General features: G+C 64.0%; 15 protein-coding genes and 2 pseudogenes. 10 read left to right on the top strand and 7 right to left on the bottom strand.

The window, feature by feature from the left end:
- Positions 1 to 15 precede the first annotated feature (15 nt).
- The 3 genes from C404_RS33615 (at position 16) to C404_RS33605 (ending at position 1872) form a co-directional block, all read left to right on the top strand.
- Positions 16 to 324 carry a putative quinol monooxygenase gene (locus C404_RS33615; protein ID WP_021193089.1) on the top strand — a complete coding sequence of 103 codons (309 nt, stop codon included), beginning with the start codon at positions 16 to 18 and terminating at the stop codon, positions 322 to 324.
- 303 nt (positions 325 to 627) lie between these two features.
- Positions 628 to 1419 carry a COG4705 family protein gene (locus C404_RS33610; RefSeq protein WP_021193088.1) on the top strand — a complete coding sequence of 264 codons (792 nt, stop codon included), beginning with the start codon at positions 628 to 630 and terminating at the stop codon, positions 1417 to 1419.
- Between the two features lie 39 nt (positions 1420 to 1458).
- On the top strand, positions 1459 to 1872 hold the full coding sequence (locus C404_RS33605; protein ID WP_021193087.1) for a hypothetical protein: 414 nt from the start codon (positions 1459 to 1461) through the stop codon (positions 1870 to 1872).
- A gap of 18 nt (positions 1873 to 1890) precedes the next feature.
- On the opposite strand, the pseudogene prpF reads toward C404_RS33605, so the two are convergent.
- The 4 genes and pseudogenes from prpF to prpB all read right to left on the bottom strand — a co-directional run bounded on the left by prpF (position 1891) and on the right by prpB (position 8179).
- Positions 1891 to 3074, bottom strand: a pseudogene (gene prpF / locus C404_RS33600) (2-methylaconitate cis-trans isomerase PrpF).
- 106 nt (positions 3075 to 3180) lie between these two features.
- Complete coding sequence (gene acnD / locus C404_RS33595; RefSeq protein WP_021193085.1) at positions 3181 to 5778, bottom strand: Fe/S-dependent 2-methylisocitrate dehydratase AcnD; 2598 nt, start codon at positions 5776 to 5778, stop codon at positions 3181 to 3183.
- A 285-nt stretch (positions 5779 to 6063) separates the two neighbouring features.
- Positions 6064 to 7233, bottom strand: a complete 1170-nt coding sequence (gene prpC, locus C404_RS33590; protein ID WP_021193084.1) for a bifunctional 2-methylcitrate synthase/citrate synthase — start codon at positions 7231 to 7233, stop codon at positions 6064 to 6066.
- Positions 7234 to 7270: 37 nt separating this feature from the next.
- Complete coding sequence (gene prpB / locus C404_RS33585; protein ID WP_021193083.1) at positions 7271 to 8179, bottom strand: methylisocitrate lyase; 909 nt, start codon at positions 8177 to 8179, stop codon at positions 7271 to 7273.
- Positions 8180 to 8373: 194 nt separating this feature from the next.
- Between prpB and prpR the strand changes: the two genes are divergently transcribed.
- Positions 8374 to 10326, top strand: coding sequence for a propionate catabolism operon regulatory protein PrpR (gene prpR, locus C404_RS33580; protein ID WP_021193082.1), 1953 nt, complete (start codon positions 8374 to 8376; stop codon positions 10324 to 10326).
- 26 nt (positions 10327 to 10352) lie between these two features.
- Here prpR and C404_RS33575 read toward each other — a convergent pair whose 3' ends face one another.
- Positions 10353 to 10922 carry an isochorismatase family cysteine hydrolase gene (locus tag C404_RS33575; RefSeq protein WP_031328792.1) on the bottom strand — a complete coding sequence of 190 codons (570 nt, stop codon included), beginning with the start codon at positions 10920 to 10922 and terminating at the stop codon, positions 10353 to 10355.
- A 222-nt stretch (positions 10923 to 11144) separates the two neighbouring features.
- Between C404_RS33575 and C404_RS0129510 the strand changes: the two genes are divergently transcribed.
- The 6 genes from C404_RS0129510 (at position 11145) to C404_RS33550 (ending at position 17149) form a co-directional block, all read left to right on the top strand.
- Positions 11145 to 11576, top strand: coding sequence for a hypothetical protein (locus C404_RS0129510; RefSeq protein ID WP_031328791.1), 432 nt, complete (start codon positions 11145 to 11147; stop codon positions 11574 to 11576).
- A 264-nt stretch (positions 11577 to 11840) separates the two neighbouring features.
- Positions 11841 to 13373, top strand: coding sequence for an FAD-dependent monooxygenase (locus C404_RS33570; protein WP_021193079.1), 1533 nt, complete (start codon positions 11841 to 11843; stop codon positions 13371 to 13373).
- A 283-nt stretch (positions 13374 to 13656) separates the two neighbouring features.
- A complete protein-coding gene (locus C404_RS33565; RefSeq protein ID WP_021193078.1) occupies positions 13657 to 14319 on the top strand; it encodes a response regulator in 663 nt (220 codons plus the stop codon).
- Complete coding sequence (locus C404_RS33560; RefSeq protein ID WP_021193077.1) at positions 14316 to 15701, top strand: ATP-binding protein; 1386 nt, start codon at positions 14316 to 14318, stop codon at positions 15699 to 15701. Before C404_RS33565 ends, C404_RS33560 begins: the two co-directional genes overlap by 4 nt.
- A gap of 100 nt (positions 15702 to 15801) precedes the next feature.
- On the top strand, positions 15802 to 16506 hold the full coding sequence (locus C404_RS33555) for a hypothetical protein (protein ID WP_049286048.1): 705 nt from the start codon (positions 15802 to 15804) through the stop codon (positions 16504 to 16506).
- A 40-nt stretch (positions 16507 to 16546) separates the two neighbouring features.
- A complete protein-coding gene (locus C404_RS33550) occupies positions 16547 to 17149 on the top strand; it encodes a GNAT family N-acetyltransferase (protein WP_021193075.1) in 603 nt (200 codons plus the stop codon).
- Here the strand turns inward: C404_RS33550 and C404_RS60940 are convergent.
- Together C404_RS60940 and kdpA are read right to left on the bottom strand one after the other, a co-directional pair.
- Positions 17142 to 17419: pseudogene (locus C404_RS60940) on the bottom strand (MFS transporter); the annotation flags it as partial. The gene C404_RS33550 and the pseudogene C404_RS60940 overlap by 8 nt on opposite strands.
- Before the next feature lie 19 nt (positions 17420 to 17438).
- Positions 17439 to 19175, bottom strand: a complete 1737-nt coding sequence (gene kdpA, locus C404_RS33540; RefSeq protein ID WP_021193073.1) for a potassium-transporting ATPase subunit KdpA — start codon at positions 19173 to 19175, stop codon at positions 17439 to 17441.
- Between the last annotated feature and the right edge of the window lie 88 nt (positions 19176 to 19263).

The raw sequence follows: 19263 nt of genomic DNA, 5'->3' as shown, positions 1-19263 counted from the left end.
ATCTGGAGACCCAAGATGATCAAGTACGCATTGTTCGCCCGGCTGACTGCCAAGCCGGGCAAGGAGCAGGCTGTGGCTGACTTTCTGCAGGCCGGCCTGGAGATGGCCAATCAGGAAGCCACCACCCCGATCTGGTTTGCGTTGCGCATTGCGCCCAACGTGTTCGGCATCTTCGATGCCTTTACCAGCGAGCAGAACCGCCAGGCCCACCTGGATGGCCCAATTGCCAAGGCGCTCATGGCCAACGCAGACGCGCTGCTGGCCTCGCCGCCCGAGATCGCACCTATTGAAGTGCTGGGCTTGAAGAACACGCTGGCAGGCTGATCTTGTCCGAGCCTGTCCGAGGGATTGGCCCATGCGTCGGGTCGCGCGCTGCGGCAAGCGGCCTGATGCATCACGCAAGAAAAGTGTCTGCCCGAGGCACTGTTCGTGCACTGCAAGCTATCCGCCATGCGGGCGACTTTGTGACGCTGCCGAGCAGCATGGCGCCCGCGGCATCGGGCCACTGATCACGCCATTCCATCCATTCGCCACGTCTCAGTGGCATCTAAGTCTGCGTGCCTAGCCTGTCACCGTCATCACTTTTTCGCGCTCGCGAAGCTGACGGCGCAATTGACGGAGGAAGCAATGCACACACGACCGGCACGCGAGGTGCCCAGCCTGCTCAACAAGGTGCCCCAGGTGGCGCTGGGCTTCTGGATCATCAAGATTCTTTCCACCACGGTGGGTGAGACGGGCGCGGATTTTCTGGCCGTCAACGTTGGGCTGGGTACGGCCATCACCGGCGGTGCAATGGCGGGTTTGCTTGCTGTTGCACTCGCGGCGCAGGTGCGCGCGCAGCGCTATGTGCCGTGGTTGTACTGGCTGACGGTGGTGCTGGTGAGCATTGTCGGCACGCAGATTACCGACCTGCTGACCGACAAGCTTGGTGTGAGCCTGTACGTGAGCACAGCGGTGTTTAGCATGGTGCTGCTCGCGCTGTTTGCGATCTGGTATCGCGTGGAACACACGCTGTCGATCCAGTCCATCGACACACGCCGCCGAGAGTTGTTCTATTGGGCGGCCATTCTCTGCACGTTCGCGCTGGGCACGGCCGCTGGTGACCTTGCCACCGAAGCGCTTGGCCTCGGGTTCCAGCTAGGCATCGTGGCGTTTGGTGCGCTCATTGCGTTGGCTGCCGTTGCGTACTGGCTGGGCGCCAACAAGGTGCTGGCGTTCTGGCTGGCCTACATCCTCACGCGCCCGCTGGGTGCGGCATTGGGGGACTTCCTTTCGCAATCGCAAAGCTATGGTGGATTGGGCCTGGGCGCGATGCTGACCAGTGCCGTCTTCCTTGTCGTCATCGTTGTGCTGGTGGCGTTTGCTCAACACCATGAAGGCCGTATTGCCCGTGCGGCGCACGCTGTGTCGACTGCCTGATCCGCAAGCCCCTGCTTTTCATCCAACTCAGGAGATGTCATGAAGCTCGTCAAACTGACGCCGCCGCTGGCGGCTGCCGCGCTCGTTTTGTTCATGGCGGGTGCCGGCCATCTGGTGCCCGCCAACTTTGGCCCGGTGAAAACCGTGCAGGCGGCCACGCCCTCCAGGCTGGGCGATCTGGGCCCGTTCCGCGCGATTGCGGCCGACACAGCTGCCATTGTCGACAAGGGCGACCTGGCCGGTGCCAAGACCCGGATCAAGGATCTGGAAGTCTCGTGGGACAGCGCCGAGGCCGGTCTCAAGCCGCGTGCCGCATCGGATTGGCACGTCGTCGACAAGGCCATCGACCGCGCGCTTGAAGCGTTGCGTGCAGGAAAACCGGATGTGGCCACCTGCAAGCAGGTGCTGGCTGACCTGATCCAGACCATGGACCAGGTCAGCGGCAAGCGCTGAGCGCCTGCCGTTTGCGTGTCAGCCCGGCACGCGCACCCAGCCTTCCATCAACACACGCGCGCTGCGGCTCATGATGGCTTTGTGACGGTCCATTCACCGTCGACGAGCTTGGCCTCCGCACCCACGCGCAGCGTGCCGGACGGATGCCCGAAGCGCACTGCGCCACGTTCGCCACCACCCGCCGCGAGGTTGACCAGCGTGCCCGGAATGGCCGCTGCCGTACCGATGGCCACGGCGGCCGTGCCCATCATCGCGTGGTGCAGCTTGCCCATCGATAGCGCGCGCACCAGCAGGTCCACATCGCCCGCACCGACTTTCTTGCCACTGGAGGCGACGTAGTCCTTCGGCGGCGCAACGAACGCCACCTTGGGCGTGTGCTGCCGCGTGGCGGCTTCATCGATGTTCTTGATGAGCCCCATGCGCACCGCGCCGTGCGCGCGGATGGTCTCGAACATCGCCAGCGCTTTCGCGTCGCCGTTGATGGCGTCCTGCAGCTCGGTGCCGGTGTAGCCGATGGACTCGGCATTCACGAAGATGGTCGGGATGCCGGCATTGATCATCGTCGCCTTGAACGTGCCCACGCCGGGCACCTCCAGGTCATCGACGAGGTTGCCGGTGGGGAACATCGCGCCGCCGCCGTCGCCGTCTTCTTCCGCTGCCGGGTCGAGGAATTCGAGCTGCACTTCCGCGGCCGGGAAGGTCACGCCGTCCAGTTCAAAGTCGCCCGTCTCCTGCACCGCGCCGTTGGTAATGGGCACGTGCGCAATGATGGTCTTGCCGATGTTGGCTTGCCAGATGCGCACGATGGCGGTGCCGTTGTGCGGCACACGGCTGGCGTCCACCAAGCCGTTGCTGATGGCGAACGGGCCGACCGCTGCGGACAGGTTGCCGCAGTTGCCCGACCAGTCCACAAACGGCTTGTCGATGGAGACCTGGCCGAACAGGTAATCCACGTCATGGTCCGGACGCGTGCTCTTGGCGAGGATCACCGTCTTGCTGGTGCTTGACGTGGCACCGCCCATGCCGTCGATCTGCTTGCCGTACGGGTCGGGGCTGCCGATCACGCGCATGAGCAGCGCGTCACGGGCCGCACCGGGCTGCTGCGCGGCTTCCGGCAAATCCTGCAGACGGAAGAACACGCCCTTGCTGGTGCCGCCACGGATGTACGTGGCGGGCACTTTGATTTGAGCGGGATGCGTCATGCGGTCACCTCCTTGAGCTTGGCGTTTATTTCACGTGGGTGGTGTCGATGGCTGCTTGCATTCGCGCACGTGCGCCTCCCCACTGCGTGGGGCCCCTGCTTACTGCTCATGCAGCCTCCTTGTTCGATTCCAGGAAGTCCTGCGCAAAGCGTTGCAGCACGCCGCCCGCTTCGTAGATCGAGACTTCCTCATCGCTGTCGAGGCGGCACGTGACGGGCACTTCCACACGCTCGCCGTTCTTGCGATGGATCACCAGCGTCAGGTCCGCACGCGGCTGGCGCGCGCCGATCACGTCATAGGTTTCGGTGCCGTCGATGCCCAGCGTCAGGCGCGTGGTGCCCGGCTTGAACTCCAGCGGCAGCACGCCCATGCCGATCAGGTTGGTGCGGTGGATGCGCTCGAAGCCTTCGGCCACGATGACTTCCACACCGGCCAGGCGCACGCCCTTGGCAGCCCAGTCGCGCGAGCTGCCCTGGCCGTAGTCGGCGCCGGCAATCACGATCAGCGGCTGCTTGCGGTCCATGTAGGTCTCGATCGCTTCCCACATGCGCGTGACCTTGCCCTCGGGCTCGATGCGCGCCAGCGAACCCTTCTTCACCACGCCGTCCACCACGGCCATCTCGTTGATGAGCGTGGGGTTGGCGAACGTCGCGCGCTGTGCGGTCAGGTGGTCGCCGCGGTGCGTGGCGTACGAGTTGAAGTCCTCTTCCGGCAGGCCCATCTTGGCGAGGTATTCGCCGGCGGCACTGCTGGCCAGGATCGCGTTGGACGGCGAGAGGTGGTCGGTCGTGATGTTGTCGCCCAGCACGGCTAGCGGGCGCAGACCCTTGAGCGTGCGCTCTCCGGCCAATGCACCTTCCCAATACGGCGGGCGGCGGATGTAGGTGCTCTGCGCACGCCAGTCATACAGCGGGCTCACGTTGGCCACAGACGCGCTGCGCTGCTCAAACATCGGGATGTAGACCTTGCGGAATTGCTCCGGCTTGACCGAGGCACGCACGATGGCGTCGATCTCTTCGTCGGTCGGCCACAGGTCCTTCAGCAGGATCGGCTTGCCGTTGGCATCGGTGCCGAAGCTGTCGCGCTCGATGTCGAAGCGCACCGTGCCGGCAATCGCATAGGCCACCACCAGCGGCGGCGAGGCGAGGAACGCCTGCTTGGCATACGGGTGGATGCGGCCGTCAAAGTTGCGGTTGCCCGACAGCACGGCGGTGGCGTACAGGTCGCGGTCGATGATCTCTTGCTGGATCTTCGGGTCCAGTGCGCCGCTCATGCCGTTGCACGTGGTGCAGGCAAACGCGACGATGCCGAAGCCGAGTTTCTCCAGTTCGGCTTTCAGGCCGGCCTCTTCCAGATACAGCTCCACTGCCTTGGACCCGGGCGCGAGCGAGCTCTTCACCCACGGCTTGCGCGTCAGACCCAGGCGGTTGGCGTTGCGCGCGAGCAGCGCGGCGGCAATCACGTTGCGCGGGTTGCTGGTGTTGGTGCAGCTCGTGATGGCGGCGATGATGACCGCGCCATCCGGCATCTGGCCCGGGGTCTCTTCCCACTTGCCGGCGATGCCCTTGGCGGCGAGGTCGGTCGTTGCCACACGGGCGTGCGGGTTCGACGGGCCGGCCATGTTGCGCACCACGCTCGACAGGTCGAAGCGCAGCACGCGTTCGTATTCGGCGTTCTTCAGCGTGTCGGACCACAGGCCCGCGGCTTTGGCGTACGTGTCGACCAGCTTGACCTGCTCGTCGCTGCGGCCGGTCAGGCGCAGGTAGTCGAGCGTGTTGTCGTCAATCGAGAACATCGCGGCGGTAGCGCCGTACTCGGGGGCCATGTTGGAGATGGTGGCGCGGTCGCCCAGCGTCAGCTTCGATGCGCCTTCGCCGTAGAACTCCAGATACGCGCCTACCACCTTTTGCTTACGCAGGAATTCGGTCAGGGCCAGCACGATGTCGGTGGCGGTGATGCCGGGTTGGCGTTGGCCCGTCAGCTCCACGCCGACGATGTCCGGCAGGCGCATCCACGACGCGCGGCCGAGCATCACGTTCTCGGCTTCCAGGCCGCCCACGCCGATGGCGATCACGCCCAGCGCATCGACGTGCGGTGTGTGGCTGTCGGTGCCGACGCAGGTGTCGGGGTAGGCCACGCCATCGTGTGCCTGGATGACCGGCGACATTTTCTCCAGATTGATCTGGTGCATGATGCCGTTGCCCGCCGGGATCACGTCGACGTTCTTGAACGCGAGCTTGGTCCAGTCGATGAAGTGGAAGCGGTCTTCGTTGCGGCGGTCTTCAATGGCGCGGTTTTTGGCGAAGGCGTCGGGGTCGAAGCCGCCGCATTCGACGGCCAGCGAGTGGTCGACGATCAACTGCACTGGCACGACTGGGTTGACCTTGGCGGGGTCGCCGCCCTGGTCGGCGATGGCGTCACGCAGGCCGGCGAGGTCCACCAGTGCGGTTTGGCCGAGGATGTCGTGGCAGACCACGCGGGCGGGGAACCAGGGGAAGTCGAGGTCGCGTTTGCGTTCGATCAGTTGCTTGAGGGAATCGGTGAGCGTGGCGGGGTCGCAGCGGCGGACCAGATTCTCGGCTAGGACGCGGGAGGTGTACGGCAGCTTGTCGTAGGCGCCTTGGGCGACGGCTTCTACGGCTTCTCTAGCGTCGAAGTAGTCGAGCTTTGTGCCGGGGAGGGGCTTTCTGTGGGTGGTGTTCATGGTGTCTGGTACATCCCTTGTTTCATCCCCTGCCGGGGCTGACTCACTTTCTTTGTCTTGCCAAAGAAAGTAAGCAAAGAAAGGCGCGCCCGAGATGGCGAAAGATTCCTTGAATTTCCGTAACCGGGCGGAGACGGGAAAAACTCGCTTCGCTCAGACAGTTTCCCGTCTTTTTTCCGCCCGCTTACAAAAATTCAAGGCGCCATCAAGGGCAGGAACGTCAACGGCCAAACCGTCTAAGGGCTTGGGTTGACGTTCTTTGTTTCTCTTCTCTCTTTTCTCTTCTTACGGGCGCTTGGCGATCGGTACGAACTTCAGATCGTCCGGGCCGGTGTAGTTGGCGCTCGGGCGGATGATCTTGTTGTCGATGCGTTGCTCGATGATGTGTGCGGCCCAGCCAGAGGTACGTGCAATCACGAACAGCGGGGTGAACATCGCGGTCGGCACGCCCATCATGTGGTACGACACGGCGCTGAACCAGTCGAGGTTCGGGAACATTTTCTTGATGTCCCACATCACCGTTTCCAGGCGTTCGGCAATGTCGAACATCTTGTTGTTGGACGCTTCCTTCGACAGCTTGCGCGCGACTTCCTTGATGACCTTGTTGCGCGGGTCGGACACGGTGTACACGGGGTGGCCGAAGCCGATCACGACTTCCTTGGCTTCCACGCGGCGGCGGATGTCGGCCTCGGCTTCGTCCGGGGTGTCGTAGCGCTTCTGGATTTCGAACGCGACTTCGTTGGCGCCGCCGTGCTTGGGGCCACGCAGCGCGCCGATGGCGCCGGTGATGGCCGAGTAGATGTCGGAGCCCGTGCCGGCAATCACGCGGCCGGTGAAGGTCGATGCATTGAACTCGTGTTCGGCATACAGGTTGAGCGACACGTGCATCGCGTCGACCCACGATTTGGACGGCTCCACACCGTGCAGCAGGTGCAGGAAGTGGCCGCCGATGGAGTCGTCGTCCGTTTCGACTTCGATGCGCTTGCCGTTGTGGCTGTAGTGGTACCAGTACAGCAGCATCGAGCCGAGGCTCGCCATCAGGCGATCAGCGATGTCGCGCGCGCCGGGGGTGTTGTGGTCGTCCTTCTCGGGCAGCACGGTGCCGAGCACGGACACGCCGGTGCGCATCACGTCCATCGGGTGAGCGGAGGCGGGCACCCATTCCAGTGCGGCCTTCACGTTGGCGGGCAGGCCGCGCAGGGCTTTCAGCTTGGCCTTGTAGGCGGCCAGTTCGGCCTTGTTGGGCAGCTTGCCGTGCACCAACAGGTGGGCGACTTCTTCAAACTCGCACGCGCCGGCCAGGTCGAGGATGTCGTAGCCGCGGTAGTGCAGGTCGTTGCCGGTGCGGCCGACGGTACACAGCGCGGTGTTGCCGGCGGTCACGCCCGACAGGGCCACGGATTTCTTAGGCTTGAAAGCGCCGGCGTTCGGGGTGCTGTTATCGGCTTCGCTCATGGTGATGGTCTCCTTGGATGCGTGGAATGTGTAGGCGTTATTTCTGTGCAGCAAACAGTGCGTCGAGCTTGTCTTCGTACGCGTGGTAGCCGAGGTATTTGTACAGATCGTTGCGCGATTGCATGGTCTCCACGGCGGCCTTTTGGGTGCCGTCACGCATCACGGTTTGATAGAAGTTGAGCGCAGCCGCGTTCATCGCGCGGTACGCGCCGCAGCAGTACAGGGCGATGTCCACGTCGGCGCTGGCAAGCTCTTGCGTGGTGAAGAACGGCGTGCTGCCGAACTCGGTCAGGTTGGCCAGGATGGGCACCTTTACGGCGGCCTTGAAGCGGCGGTAGTCGTCCAGCGTCTTCATCGCTTCGGGGAAGATCATGTCCGCACCCGCTTCCACGTAGGCCACGGCGCGCTCGATGGCGGCATCCACGCCTTCCGAGGCAGCCGCATCGGTGCGGGCCATGATGACGAAGTCGTCATCGGTGCGGGCATCCACGGCGGCCTTCACGCGGTCGACCATTTCTTCGATGGGCACCACTTCCTTGCCCGGGCGGTGGCCGCAGCGCTTCTGGCCGACCTGGTCTTCCATATGCACCGCGGCCACGCCTGCCTTGATGAACGAGCGGACGGTGCGGGCGATGTTGAAGGCGCCGCCCCAGCCGGTGTCGATGTCGACCATCAGCGGGATCTGGACGGCGTCGGTAATGCGGCGCGCGTCGATCAGCACGTCTTCCATCGTGCTGATGCCCAGATCCGGAATACCGAGCGAGTTGGCTGCCACACCGCCGCCCGACAGATACACGGCCTTGAAGCCGGTTTGCTCCGCCATCTTGGCGGCGTAAGCGGTAATGGCGCCCACCACTTGCAGCGGCTGGCGCAGTGACTGTGATTCGGCAACGGCCGCGCGGAACTTGGCGCCGGCGCTGGTGGGGTGTCGTTGGGTTGTGCTCATGTGGGCTCCAAAAAGGTTGGCCCCATACAGCAGGAAGCGGGCCACCTTCGCCACCCCACGTAACCCGTTGATTTGTATGGAAGTGACGTTGCCGCCCTCGCGCACATCATTTCAAAAATGAAATTTCCAATTTCAATGTGGAAATGCGCGGCGCATAATGACCGGACCGCCGTTTCTTCACCTTGCACCGCACCATGAGCCCCACCCCCGCTGATCAGGCCGACCGCCCGCGCATCTGGGCCTGCGGTATCAGCCGCCTGAGTGACCTGTTCCTCGACATTGCCGCCGAGTACAACGACCGCGCCGAGCTGCGCGTCGTCACGCGCGGTTTTGAAGACATCGTGCGTGAGATCGACGCAGCCGGTGCTGACCGCCCCGACGTGGTGGTCGCTGGCGGGTCCAATGGTGCGTATCTGAAACCGCGTCTGTCGCTGCCCGTGGTCGTCATCAACCCGAGCGGCTTTGACGTGATGCACGCGTTGGCCCGTGCGCGGCGTGATGCAGAGTCGGTGGCGCTTGTCACCCACGGTGACACGCCGGATGAAGTGCGCCGCTTCGTCGCTGCCTATGGCATGGACGTGGTGTTTGCCTCGTACACCTCGCGCCAGGGCGCAGAAAGTTGCGTGCTGGACTTGCGCGACCGGGGCGTGGGGGTCGTGGTAGGCCCCGGCCTGGTGACGGACCTGGCCGCGCAGGCTGGCATGAACGCGGTGTTTCTGTATTCGCGCGACTCCGTGCGCGCTGCTTTCGACACCGCGCTCGAAGTCGTACAGGCCACCCGTCGAGAATCGGCGCGCCGCCAGCGGCTCGACAACCTGCTGCAGCACTTGCGCGACGGTGTGGTCGCGCTGGACGCACAAGGCCGCGTGGAGGCCATCAACCAGCGGCTTGCCACCGCGCTGGACATCGACGCCAAGCAGGCTGTCGGCCAGCCGCTGCTCAACATCGCACCCAACCTGTTGGGCCTGCTGCCCGATACCGAGGGGGATACGCTGGGCACCGTGCACGGCGTGAACTACGTCATCCATCGCGGCCCGCTCGCCAGCACGGGCGCGGGCGCTTCAGAAGGCACCGTGTTCACCTTCCAGGAATCCCGCGCGGTCGAGCGGCTGGATCGCACGCTGCGCTCACGCCAGCGCCCGCAACAGTTCAGCGCGCGTTACCGGCTGGATGATCTGGTGGGAGAATCCGCGCCCATCGAGCGTGTGCGTACGCTGGTGCGCCGCTATGCAAAGTCCGACGCCACCGTGCTCGTGCTGGGCGAATCCGGCACCGGCAAAGAGATGGTGGCGCAGGGCATGCATCAGCTCAGCGCACGGCGCGACTTTCCGTTTGTCGCCATCAATTGCGGCGCGTTTCCTGAGGCGCTGCTGGAGAGTGAACTGTTCGGCTACGAAGAGGGTGCTTTCACCGGTGCACGCAAGGGCGGCAAGACCGGGCTGATTGAAGCTGCGCACCGCGGCACGCTGTTCCTCGACGAGATTGGCGAGATGCCGCTGCCGCTGCAAAGCCGTCTGTTGCGCGTGCTGCAGGAGCGCGAAGTGGTGCGGTTGGGCTCCACCGAGCCCACGCGCGTGGACATTCGCGTGGTGGCCGCCACGCATCGCGCGCTGACGGATGCCGTGGAGGCCGGCACCTTCCGCGCCGATCTCTATTACCGCCTCAACATCCTCAGCATCGCGCTGCCGCCGCTGCGCGAACGCCCTGAAGACGTGATGACGTTGGCCGCCGAGTTGCTCGTGCAGGCCGCACGCCGCGAGCCGCGCCTGCTGTTGCGTATTCCCGATACCGAAGTTGCCGCGCAAGTCCTGGCCGACGTTGCCGAGCCGCTGCGGCACTACCCTTGGGCGGGCAATGTGCGTGAGCTGCAGAGCGTGGTCGAGCGCATTGCAGTGGAGCTGGCCCACGCAGACGACGCCGACGCAGGAACCATCACGCAAGACGTGCTGCGCCTGATTGCGCCGGAAGTGTTTGCCCATGGTGCACGCAGCAAGACGCCCGTGTTGACGCTGCGTGAGCGCAGCCGGGGTGTGGAAGCGGAAGAGATACGCGCCGCGCTGGCGGCGCATGACGGAGATCGCGACGCGGTGTGCGCCGCGCTGGGCATCAGCAAGACGACGTTGTGGCGGCGGTTGCAGGCGGGGTAACTGAGTCCCGCGTCAGGATCGTTGCGCTATTCCAGCAACCGCAACGCGTCCACCAGCGACAGCACCGTGGTGCGCGACTCGAACGCCGTGGCAAACAGATGATCGTGCACGATTGGGTCCGGGTCGTAGCAGCAATCCTTCACAGTGAATAACCGGAAGTCCGCATCGCTCGCGTGCGCAATCGACGACAGCATCACGCCCGTTGATGCAACGCCTACCATGATCAAGGTATTCACACCGTGCGCGGACAGCCGCACCTGCAGATCGGTGCCATAGAACACGCTGGCGCGATGCGCGATGACGAGCGGTTCATCGTCCTGCTGGCCAAGCTCTGGCGAGATCCGGTCGTGAACGAACAGTCCAAGCTGCTTGACCCCTTGCCCGTTCTTGTTCAACGGACTGACTTCCGGATAGCCTGGGCTGAAGTGGAACTTGGCGAAATAGATGCGGATGCCCTTGGCCCGTGCCGCGTCGCACAGCGTGCGCGTGTTGGAGAGCAGCGTGGGCGCGACCGACGGAAACAACCCCATGATGTCGGTCTGGTAATGCATGACCAACAGCGCGGTTTGCGACGGAACAATGGTCGGAGTCGGCATGGCCATGTTGGGTGGTGGGCGGTGGTGGCCGACTCTATCACGGCCCCCTGGCGCCGAATTTCAGGCAACCACGCGTGGCGGTTTTGCGTCAATTTGGCCGCCGCCCGTCACCTGAGCGTGACGTGGGGTCCTATGGTACGGTTAAGAAGTCTTGCCCGTGCACACGCATCAACGGTGGGTGCATGGGCCACATGAATGTGCTGTTGAGGAGAGTGACGCACCGTGAGTGATGCGAAACAGGACGCACGGCGCACGCTTCAAACGGACAAAGCCGCCGTCAGCCGGGCTTTACGCCTGAGTGTGCCGCCAGAGGCCAGACCCGCGCCGGTGAGCCGGAAAGACTGGCTGAAGCAAAGGAAAGCGCAATTGCAGGCCGCTCGGGTAGCGGCCAAGCAACGGCGCGCGCAACTCAAGGCCGAGATCCTGTCGGCCGCGCAGGATGTTGCCCGAGAAGAGCGCGTGGCCGCCAAGCTCGAAGCCGATCGCCTGAAGGCAGAAGCCAAGACGGCCAGCATTCATGCCAAGGAAGACGCCCGCGCCGCTGCCAAGTTCGAGCGTAGCAAGCCCGCCCGTTCCACGTCAAAACGCAAGACGCTGAGCGCCGGAAAACGGAAACTGGTTTCGTACGCCGATCTGCTGCGCATGCGCGGGTGATTTGCGGATCGTCAGCAAAGACGATCCGCCCAGCGTTGCAGGTTACGGGTTCCGACGTTACATTGACGTCCAGTCGAAAAAGGCAGACTTGGTGTGGTCCAGCCCAAGTCCTTCCCTGAGCAAGATCCAGCGGAAGCTCTGTCCATGCCTCGTGCATGAGTCCCACGACGAACATCGACGCCGCTCAGGCGTTGTTTTCTGTTCGTCCGTGCGGTTCTCAAGACATCGAGCTGCTCCGGTCGAACGACCATCACGGAGTCGCTCATGCACGATGTACCCATCTACGACGTTGTCATTGCCGGCGCAGGCCCGGTTGGCTTGTTCCTCGCCTGCGAGCTGCGCCTCGCCCACCTTTCGGTGCTGGTGCTGGAGCAAGCCGAAGATCCACATTCGCCCCTGAAACAGCTGCCGTTCGGCTTGCGCGGGTTGTCTTCTCCCACCCTTGAAGCCTTCTACCGCCGCGGCTTGCTGGATGACGTTGTTGCACCGCAGCGCGCAGCGGTGCCAGCCACGCATTGGAGGCAGCAGACCCCGCGCCGCGGTGGCCCCGGTGGTCACTTTGCGGGCATCCAGTTTTTCCACGACAGGGTCGACGGGTCGGGATGGCTGTACCGCCTGCCGAGCCCGGCCGGCACCCACATGGCCAGCGACATGGCGCACATCGAATCCGTTCTGGCCACGCGTGCCAACGTGCTGGGTGTGGAGATCCGGCGCGGCCACTGTGTGGATGACGTCGCGCAGACGGACGCAGACGTGACCGTTCGCGCCGGCGGCCAGACCTTCCGTGCGCGTTGGCTTGTCGGGTGCGATGGTGGGCGCAGCGCAGTGCGCAAGGCAGGCGGGTTTGAATTTGTCGGCACCGAACCCGAGTTCACCGGCTATTCCGTCGTGGTGGAACTGGCCGATCCGCACACGCTCGCCCCGGGGCGGCAGTACACGCCCACAGGCATGTTCACGTATCAACCACCGGGCACCATCGCCATGGTGGATTTTGACGGCGGCGCCTTCCATCGCACCCAGCCGATCACGCAGGACCATGTGCAGCGGGTGCTGCGCCAGGTGTCCGGCACTGCTGTCACTGTGACGGCGCTCAAACAGGCGACCACCTGGACAGACCGCGCCTTCCAGGCGACGACCTACCGCAAGGGGCGTGTGCTGCTTGCCGGGGATGCGGCGCACATTCATTCCCCGCTGGGCGGTCAGGGGCTGAATCTCGGGCTGGGCGACGCCATGAATCTCGGTTGGAAGCTCGCGGCCACCCTTCGCGGCGATGCGCCGGACGGTCTGCTCGACAGCTATGAGGCGGAACGGCATCCGGTGGGCGCACAGATCCTGGACTGGTCGCGCGCGCAGGTTGCACTCATGCGGCCGAGCCGCAGTACGCGCGCGCTGGCAGCTATCATGCGCGATCTCATCGAGACACGCGACGGCGCAACTTACTTTGCCGAGCGCGTCTGGGGACTGTCCTTGCGCTACGAGATGGGCGGCAGCGGCGGTGGCCATCCGCTGGTCGGCCGCAGTGCACCCGATTTCGCACTCGCCGACGGCACCCGGCTCGGCGAGCGTTTGCGCAACGGCAAGGGCCTTCTGCTGGACTTTGACGCGCGTGCACCGCTGCGGGCGCTGGCAAGCCGCTGGCACGGCCGTATCGCCTATGTCGCAAGCGATGCCACCGACAGGCTTGGCCTTGCCGCGGTGCTGGTGCGCCCCGACGGCGTCGTTGCCTGGGCGGGGGAGGGGGCGGCCGACCAAGTGGCGTTGACGCAAGCCGCATTGCAATGGTTTGGCGCGGCCTGACAATGCCAGGCTGCGAGGTGACGGAGGCGGCACGTCGTCAGCGTCGCTTTCGGTGTTAACAGCTTCCTTACGGAAGCCCCATGCAAGGCGATTTTTTAAGTTTTCCTTAACGAATCGACTGTTACGATTTATTACGGGGTGTGCTCTGGAGGCCTGATGTGACGGCTTTCAAGGGCGAACAAATCAAAAAATGGGCCAGATCCATACGTGGGCTGGCCGTATCACCGCAATGCAGTGCGCGACAGAGCCGTCGCAGCCGCATGCGGTTTTGGGGAGAGGCGCAATGCGATTGCTGGTGGTCGAGGACGATCCGATGATCGGGGAGGACCTCGAAGAGGGGCTGCGCCAAGAAAACTATGCGGTGGATTGGGTGCGCGATGGCGAAGCCGCGGTGCTTGCCCTGCGCCAGCAGGTGTATGACCTGCTACTGCTGGATCTGGGCTTGCCGGGCCGCTCCGGAAGCGAAGTCCTGAAGGCCTACCGCGATCAGGGCGGCGACATTCCCGCACTGATCATCTCTGCGCGAGACACGCCAGCCGACCGTGTGATGACGCTGGATGCCGGTGCGGACGACTACCTGATCAAGCCATTCGATTTTGGTGAACTCATGGCGCGCATACGCGCCTTGCTCCGTCGGCGCTCCGGTCGGCGCTCCGCCACCATCGTGTACGGCGGCCTCAGCCTGAACCCCGGCACGCACGAAGCGCACTTGCGTGATCAGCCGCTCAATCTGTCCAAGCGCGAGTTTGCCTTGCTGCTTGTGCTGATGGACGCGCGCGGCGAAGTCGTGTCGCGCGAGCTTCTGAAAGAAAAGCTCTACGACTGGGATGCCGACATCGAGAGCAATACCGTTGAGGTCTACATCCATGCGTTGCGCCGCAAGCTCGGGCGTGATGTCATCAAGAACGTACGGGGCGTGGGCTACAAGCTGACGCAGGCGTCATGAAGACGATCCGGGGGTACCTCCTGGCCTGGCTGATCGGCGGCATGCTGCTCTGCACGTTCATTGCCGGTGTCTTGCTGTACAACGTTGTGCGGGCAGAAAACCGCCAGCTGTTCAACAACCAGCTCAAGCACATCGCAGGGTCGTTGCTGATCCATTTGCCGCCGCTGACCACCGAGCCCGGCAAGCCAGGCACCGACGAAAGCGATGCCCCGGATGATGGCATCGTGGTGCAGGTCTGGGACACCGGTGGCAAGCTGATCTACACGTCGCGTCCGGCGCTCATTTTCCCGCGCTACCCGGATGACGGACTGAAGACCGTTCCATTTCGCGGCGAGCGCTGGCGGGTGTATGGCGAGGCACGCTCGGGGCAATTCGTGCAGGTGGCGCAGCCGATTGGTGTGCGCAAGGCCCTGGGCTTGCGGCTGATCTGGCTGGCGCTGGCGCCGTTCTTTGTGCTGGTCCCGATGCTGGCGGCCATCATCTGGTTCACCGTCCACCGCGGTCTGAGCCCGTTGCGCCGCACCGCTGCGTCCATCGAACAACGCGGGCCCAATGCGCTGGAACCGGTGGAGACGCTCGCATTGCCGCGTGAGCTGCGCCCGATGGTCGATGCGCTGAACAGCCTGATGAAGCGCCTGGAGCGCGAGCTGATCTGGCGACAGGAGTTCACCGCGGAAGTCGCGCACGAACTGCGTTCACCGTTGACCACGCTGAAGCTGCAACTGCAGTTGGCCGAGCGCGTGCAAACCGACGAGCAGCGCGTCAAAGCCTTCGCCAAGCTGCATGCCCGCCTGGATCGGGCGACGCATCTGGTGCTCCAGTTGCTCACCCTGGCGCGTCACGAGCGGGGTTTGCAAGATGAGGACATGCGTCCTGTCGATCTGGCCAAGCTCGCGCATCAGGTGGTGGCCGATTTCGTACCGCTGGCAGAGAGCAAGGACATTGCGCTGACATTGGACACGACGGGCGATGTGCCCTCCCGCGTTCAAGGAGACGAAGACGGTCTGCGCACGCTGCTCAGCAATGTCGTCGACAACGCCGTGCGCTACACCGCGCCGGGTGGCCGCGTGGAAGTGACCGCGCTGTGGCAGGACGATGCGCCGGCATGGCGCGTGGTGGATTCGGGCCCGGGCATTCCGTGGCAGGAGCGCCTGCGCGTGTTTGACCGCTTCTACCGCTTGGTCGACGCCGCGACGGTCGGCAGCGGTCTTGGTCTTGCCATCGTCAAGAACATTGCCGAGCGCCACCACGCCACCGTTGCGTTGAGCGACAACCCGGCGGGGCATGGTCTTGTCGTCACCGTTGCGTTTCCACCGGTCGACCGGAAGGCCGTCGAGCTTCCGTTCGCAGACACCGCAGCACGCCGATACGTTCAGGACTAGGCCGGGCTCGCTCCCGGTATCCGCGCGCGATAGTGGTACCGTCAACAGCGGGCACGCCGTCGCGCGGCGTTGTATCTCATTCATTTTGGTCGATCAGTCAATGCAAGCCACATCCTCTTCTGCACCCATACTGCCCGTGCCGGTGCCGCCCGTTCTACGGTCGCTGATCGACCAGACGATCAATGCGATTCTGGAGGAGGCCGCGTCGAGTTCCGGACTTGAGGCTGGGCCCATCGGGCGATGTGGCGACTACGCAATCGTTGGTGCGCGGGTGCTGACCTTGCTGACCCGCCACCCCTATGTGGCGGTCTCTGGCGGCGAGCTCATCGACTGCGGTAGCGGCCGCTACGTTGTGCTGAATCCTTCCAGGGCTGCGCGACGCACGGCGCGCAAGCTGTCGGAGCTCAGGGAGTACCACTGCTGGATTCAATCACTGCACGACGACGCGCCCAACCGGCCCCGCGTGGAGATCGTCGACTTTACCGCCAGGCATGACCAACAGGTGGCGAATCTGCTCGGCGTGCCATTCACCCGAACGGGCGCACCCAGCTACTTGTGGGAGTGGGAAGAAGCCCTGGGTGACGTGCCGGATGACGCCCGCGCACACATGAACACCACGCGCAAGAAGCTCGGTTGGCTATGGGAAGACGCCAACTGCACGCGCCTGCTGCACAAGTATGAGAAGGACTACGACGCCCTGTTCGGGCGGCTGACCGCACTGACCATCCTGCGCCTGGCCGACAGCTTTCAGACGGCGCTGGCCGTACCCAAACCGGCCACGCTTTCCGAGACCGGTATCGGATAGGCGATCATGTGGTGTCTGCCAGCACGCCATCTGAAAAACCATGACCGCCCCCACGCCTGACAACCCGCAACCCACGCTGGTTGGCAGCAACGTCGAACTGCGCCCCCTGCAGGCAGACCACGCCGCAGCACTCGTTGCCGCTGCTGCAGATGGCGAGCTGTGGAATCTGAAAGTGACGGTGGTGCCGGGCCCGGACACGGTGGACGGCTACATTGCGACGGCGCTGCAAGGGCGCCAGGCCGGCGCGGTTATGCCGTTTGTGATCGTCCGGCGTGACACCGACCAGATCGTCGGTAGCACACGCTTCTGGAAGATCGACCGCGCCAACCGGAAGCTCGAAATCGGGCATACGTGGCTGAGCCGGTCGGCCCAACGATCGAGCGTCAATACCGAAGCCAAGCTGCTGCTCCTGACGTTTGCGTTTGACGTCATGCAGTGCGTGCGCGTGCAGTTCACCACCGACGAGCTGAACGAGAAATCTCGCGCGGCGATCCTGCGCATCGGCGCCAAGCAAGAGGGTATCGTCCGCCACGAGCGGATCATGCCCGATGGCCGAAAGCGCAACTCGGTGCGCTTCAGCATCATCGATACCGAATGGCCGGAGGTGAAGGCCATGCTGGCAGACAAGCTTGCTAGGGGCTGACGAACCCCACCAGATTGCCCACCGAGTTGATCAGTGCACCGCCCGCTGCGGCGCTGCAGCCGCAGCGCCGCCCAGGAATGCCGGCGGAATCGACCAGAACTGGCACAGCGCGCCCAGAATGCCGACCGTTGCAAACGTGAGTGCCAGGACCGCCATGGCTGGCTGATGCGACACCAGCATGCTGGCCACCAGACCCAACGCACCAACCACTGCCGGCAGCGCAACGTGCCAGCAGCGCTCCTTGGTGCGGTCTGAGCTGCGGTCGATCATGATCACTGTGCAGATAGCATCAGGACCACAATTGCAGGTGCTCGGCAATCGAGCCCAAGGCCAGTGCCGGCAGATAGCTCAGCACACCAATCAGGAAGAGGGCGCCGACCAGCGCCATGGCAAACATCAGGCCATCGGTCGGCAAGGTGCCCAGTGAGATGGCGCGACGCCCCTGGTTGGCAAAGCGACCGGCCAACGCCAGCGCCGGAATGGCCAACCCAAAGCGCCCCGCCAACATGGCGATGAGGGTGGTCACGTGATAGAACGGCGCGTCTGCGCTCAACCCGCCAAACGTCTGCCCGTTATTTGCAAAGCACGAAGCATAGGCAAACAGAATGGTCGTAAAGCCATGGGCGCCGTGGTTGGTGCTCAAGGCCGCTGTGCCCGCGCTCGTAACCACCGCCAGGGCTGTCAGTGCCAGGATCACCACCGGGCCGATCACGATATAGAGCCCGACCAGCTTCACCTCTCTGGGCCCGACCGTCTTGCCCAGGTACTCCGGTGTGCGGCCGATCATCAGCCCGGTCACAAACACCGCCGACAGCGCGGTTAGCACCATGCTGTACAGGCCCGTCCCCAATCCGCCAAAGATGGCCTCACCCAGCAGCATGTTCACCAGAAGCACCGCACTGCCCAGCGGCGTGTTGCTGTCGATGGATTGGTTTTGCGAACCGGTTGCGCCATTGGAGGTGGTGATGGCCGCCAAGGTTGAAGAGGCAATGCCGAAGCGCGTTTCTTTGCCCTCCATGTTGCCGCCAGCCTGATCTGTGCCAACACGCAGGTCGACACCCTGTGCGGCCAACTGCGGACTGCCCATTTGCTCGGCATGGTCGTACACGCACAACCCCACGGCAAACAATGCCGCCATGACCGTGTACAGCATCCACCCGTGTGCACGGCGTCGTGCCACGCTGCCAAAGGCATACGTCATTGCGGCGGGAATCACGGCAATGGCCAGCATGCCGATGAAGTTGGTCAGCCCCGTTGGGTTGGCATACGGGTGCGCACCGTTGGCACCAAAGTAGCCACCGCCGTTCGTGCCCAGGTTCTTGATGAACTCCAGCGTGGCCACCGGGCCTTGTGGCAACAGTTGGTTGGCGCCCTCAAGGGTTTGTGCCACCGTGTAGGGGCTCCAGTTTTGCGGCACGCCCAGTGCGATCAATAGCAGCGCACCCATCACGGAAATGGGCAGCAGCACCCACAGCGTTGCGCGCGTGACATCCACCCAGAAGTTGCCGATGGTGCGGCTGTGCGACCGGCCGAAGCCTCGGATGAATGCAAAGCCCACAGCCAGGCCGGCAGCACCGGCAAGAAAGTTCTGCGATGTCAGCGCCAAGGATTGGCTCAGATAACTGAGCGCGGCTTCACCGCTGTAGGCCTGCCAAGTGGTGGTGGTGGCAAAGCTGACGGCCGTGTTGATGGCCAGCAGGTGGCCCAACGGGCCGGGGTGGTAGTTGGGGTCGCCCGGCTGCAGCAGCGGTTGTAGCAGGAGCAGGCCGTAGATGAACAGGGTGCCGAGCAGGCTGAACAGCACAAAGGCCGTGGCGTACGCTTGCCAACCCATCTCCTGCTGTGGATTCACGCCGGCGATGCGGTAGATGGCGCGCTCCAGGGGGCGCAAGCCGCGATCCAGCCAAGTGGGCTGGCCGTTGAACACGCAGACAAGATAGCGGCCGACTGGCTTGACCAGCAGCGTAACGATGCCCAGAAACAGCGCGTACAGCAGCAGGTGCGGTGGTGGTATGAAGGCTTGCATGCCTGTATTGCAGCACTCGGCGCGCAAAGACGGCGGCAAATTTGGACGACCCACCGTAAAAATGGCGTCAAGACATCTTCCAGGCCTG

Source organism: Ralstonia sp. AU12-08, assembly GCF_000442475.1.
Lineage (GTDB): Bacteria > Pseudomonadota > Gammaproteobacteria > Burkholderiales > Burkholderiaceae > Ralstonia > Ralstonia insidiosa.
This window is presented reverse-complemented; position numbering and strand designations above follow the sequence as displayed.

Excerpts from the sequence above, each read along its gene's own strand:
- kdpA (WP_021193073.1), bottom strand. The coding sequence starts at position 19,175 with ATGCAAGCCTTCATACCACCACCGCACCTGCTGCTGTACGCGCTGTTT.
- prpB (WP_021193083.1), bottom strand. The coding sequence starts at position 8,179 with ATGAGCACAACCCAACGACACCCCACCAGCGCCGGCGCCAAGTTCCGC.
- C404_RS33605 (WP_021193087.1), top strand. The coding sequence starts at position 1,459 with ATGAAGCTCGTCAAACTGACGCCGCCGCTGGCGGCTGCCGCGCTCGTT.
- prpR (WP_021193082.1), top strand. The coding sequence starts at position 8,374 with ATGAGCCCCACCCCCGCTGATCAGGCCGACCGCCCGCGCATCTGGGCC.
- C404_RS33615 (WP_021193089.1), top strand. The coding sequence starts at position 16 with ATGATCAAGTACGCATTGTTCGCCCGGCTGACTGCCAAGCCGGGCAAG.
- C404_RS33565 (WP_021193078.1), top strand. The coding sequence starts at position 13,657 with ATGCGATTGCTGGTGGTCGAGGACGATCCGATGATCGGGGAGGACCTC.
- C404_RS33555 (WP_049286048.1), top strand. The coding sequence starts at position 15,802 with ATGCAAGCCACATCCTCTTCTGCACCCATACTGCCCGTGCCGGTGCCG.
- C404_RS33560 (WP_021193077.1), top strand. The coding sequence starts at position 14,316 with ATGAAGACGATCCGGGGGTACCTCCTGGCCTGGCTGATCGGCGGCATG.
- C404_RS33570 (WP_021193079.1), top strand. The coding sequence starts at position 11,841 with ATGCACGATGTACCCATCTACGACGTTGTCATTGCCGGCGCAGGCCCG.
- prpC (WP_021193084.1), bottom strand. The coding sequence starts at position 7,233 with ATGAGCGAAGCCGATAACAGCACCCCGAACGCCGGCGCTTTCAAGCCT.
- C404_RS33550 (WP_021193075.1), top strand. The coding sequence starts at position 16,547 with ATGACCGCCCCCACGCCTGACAACCCGCAACCCACGCTGGTTGGCAGC.
- C404_RS33575 (WP_031328792.1), bottom strand. The coding sequence starts at position 10,922 with ATGCCGACTCCGACCATTGTTCCGTCGCAAACCGCGCTGTTGGTCATG.
- C404_RS33610 (WP_021193088.1), top strand. The coding sequence starts at position 628 with ATGCACACACGACCGGCACGCGAGGTGCCCAGCCTGCTCAACAAGGTG.
- acnD (WP_021193085.1), bottom strand. The coding sequence starts at position 5,778 with ATGAACACCACCCACAGAAAGCCCCTCCCCGGCACAAAGCTCGACTAC.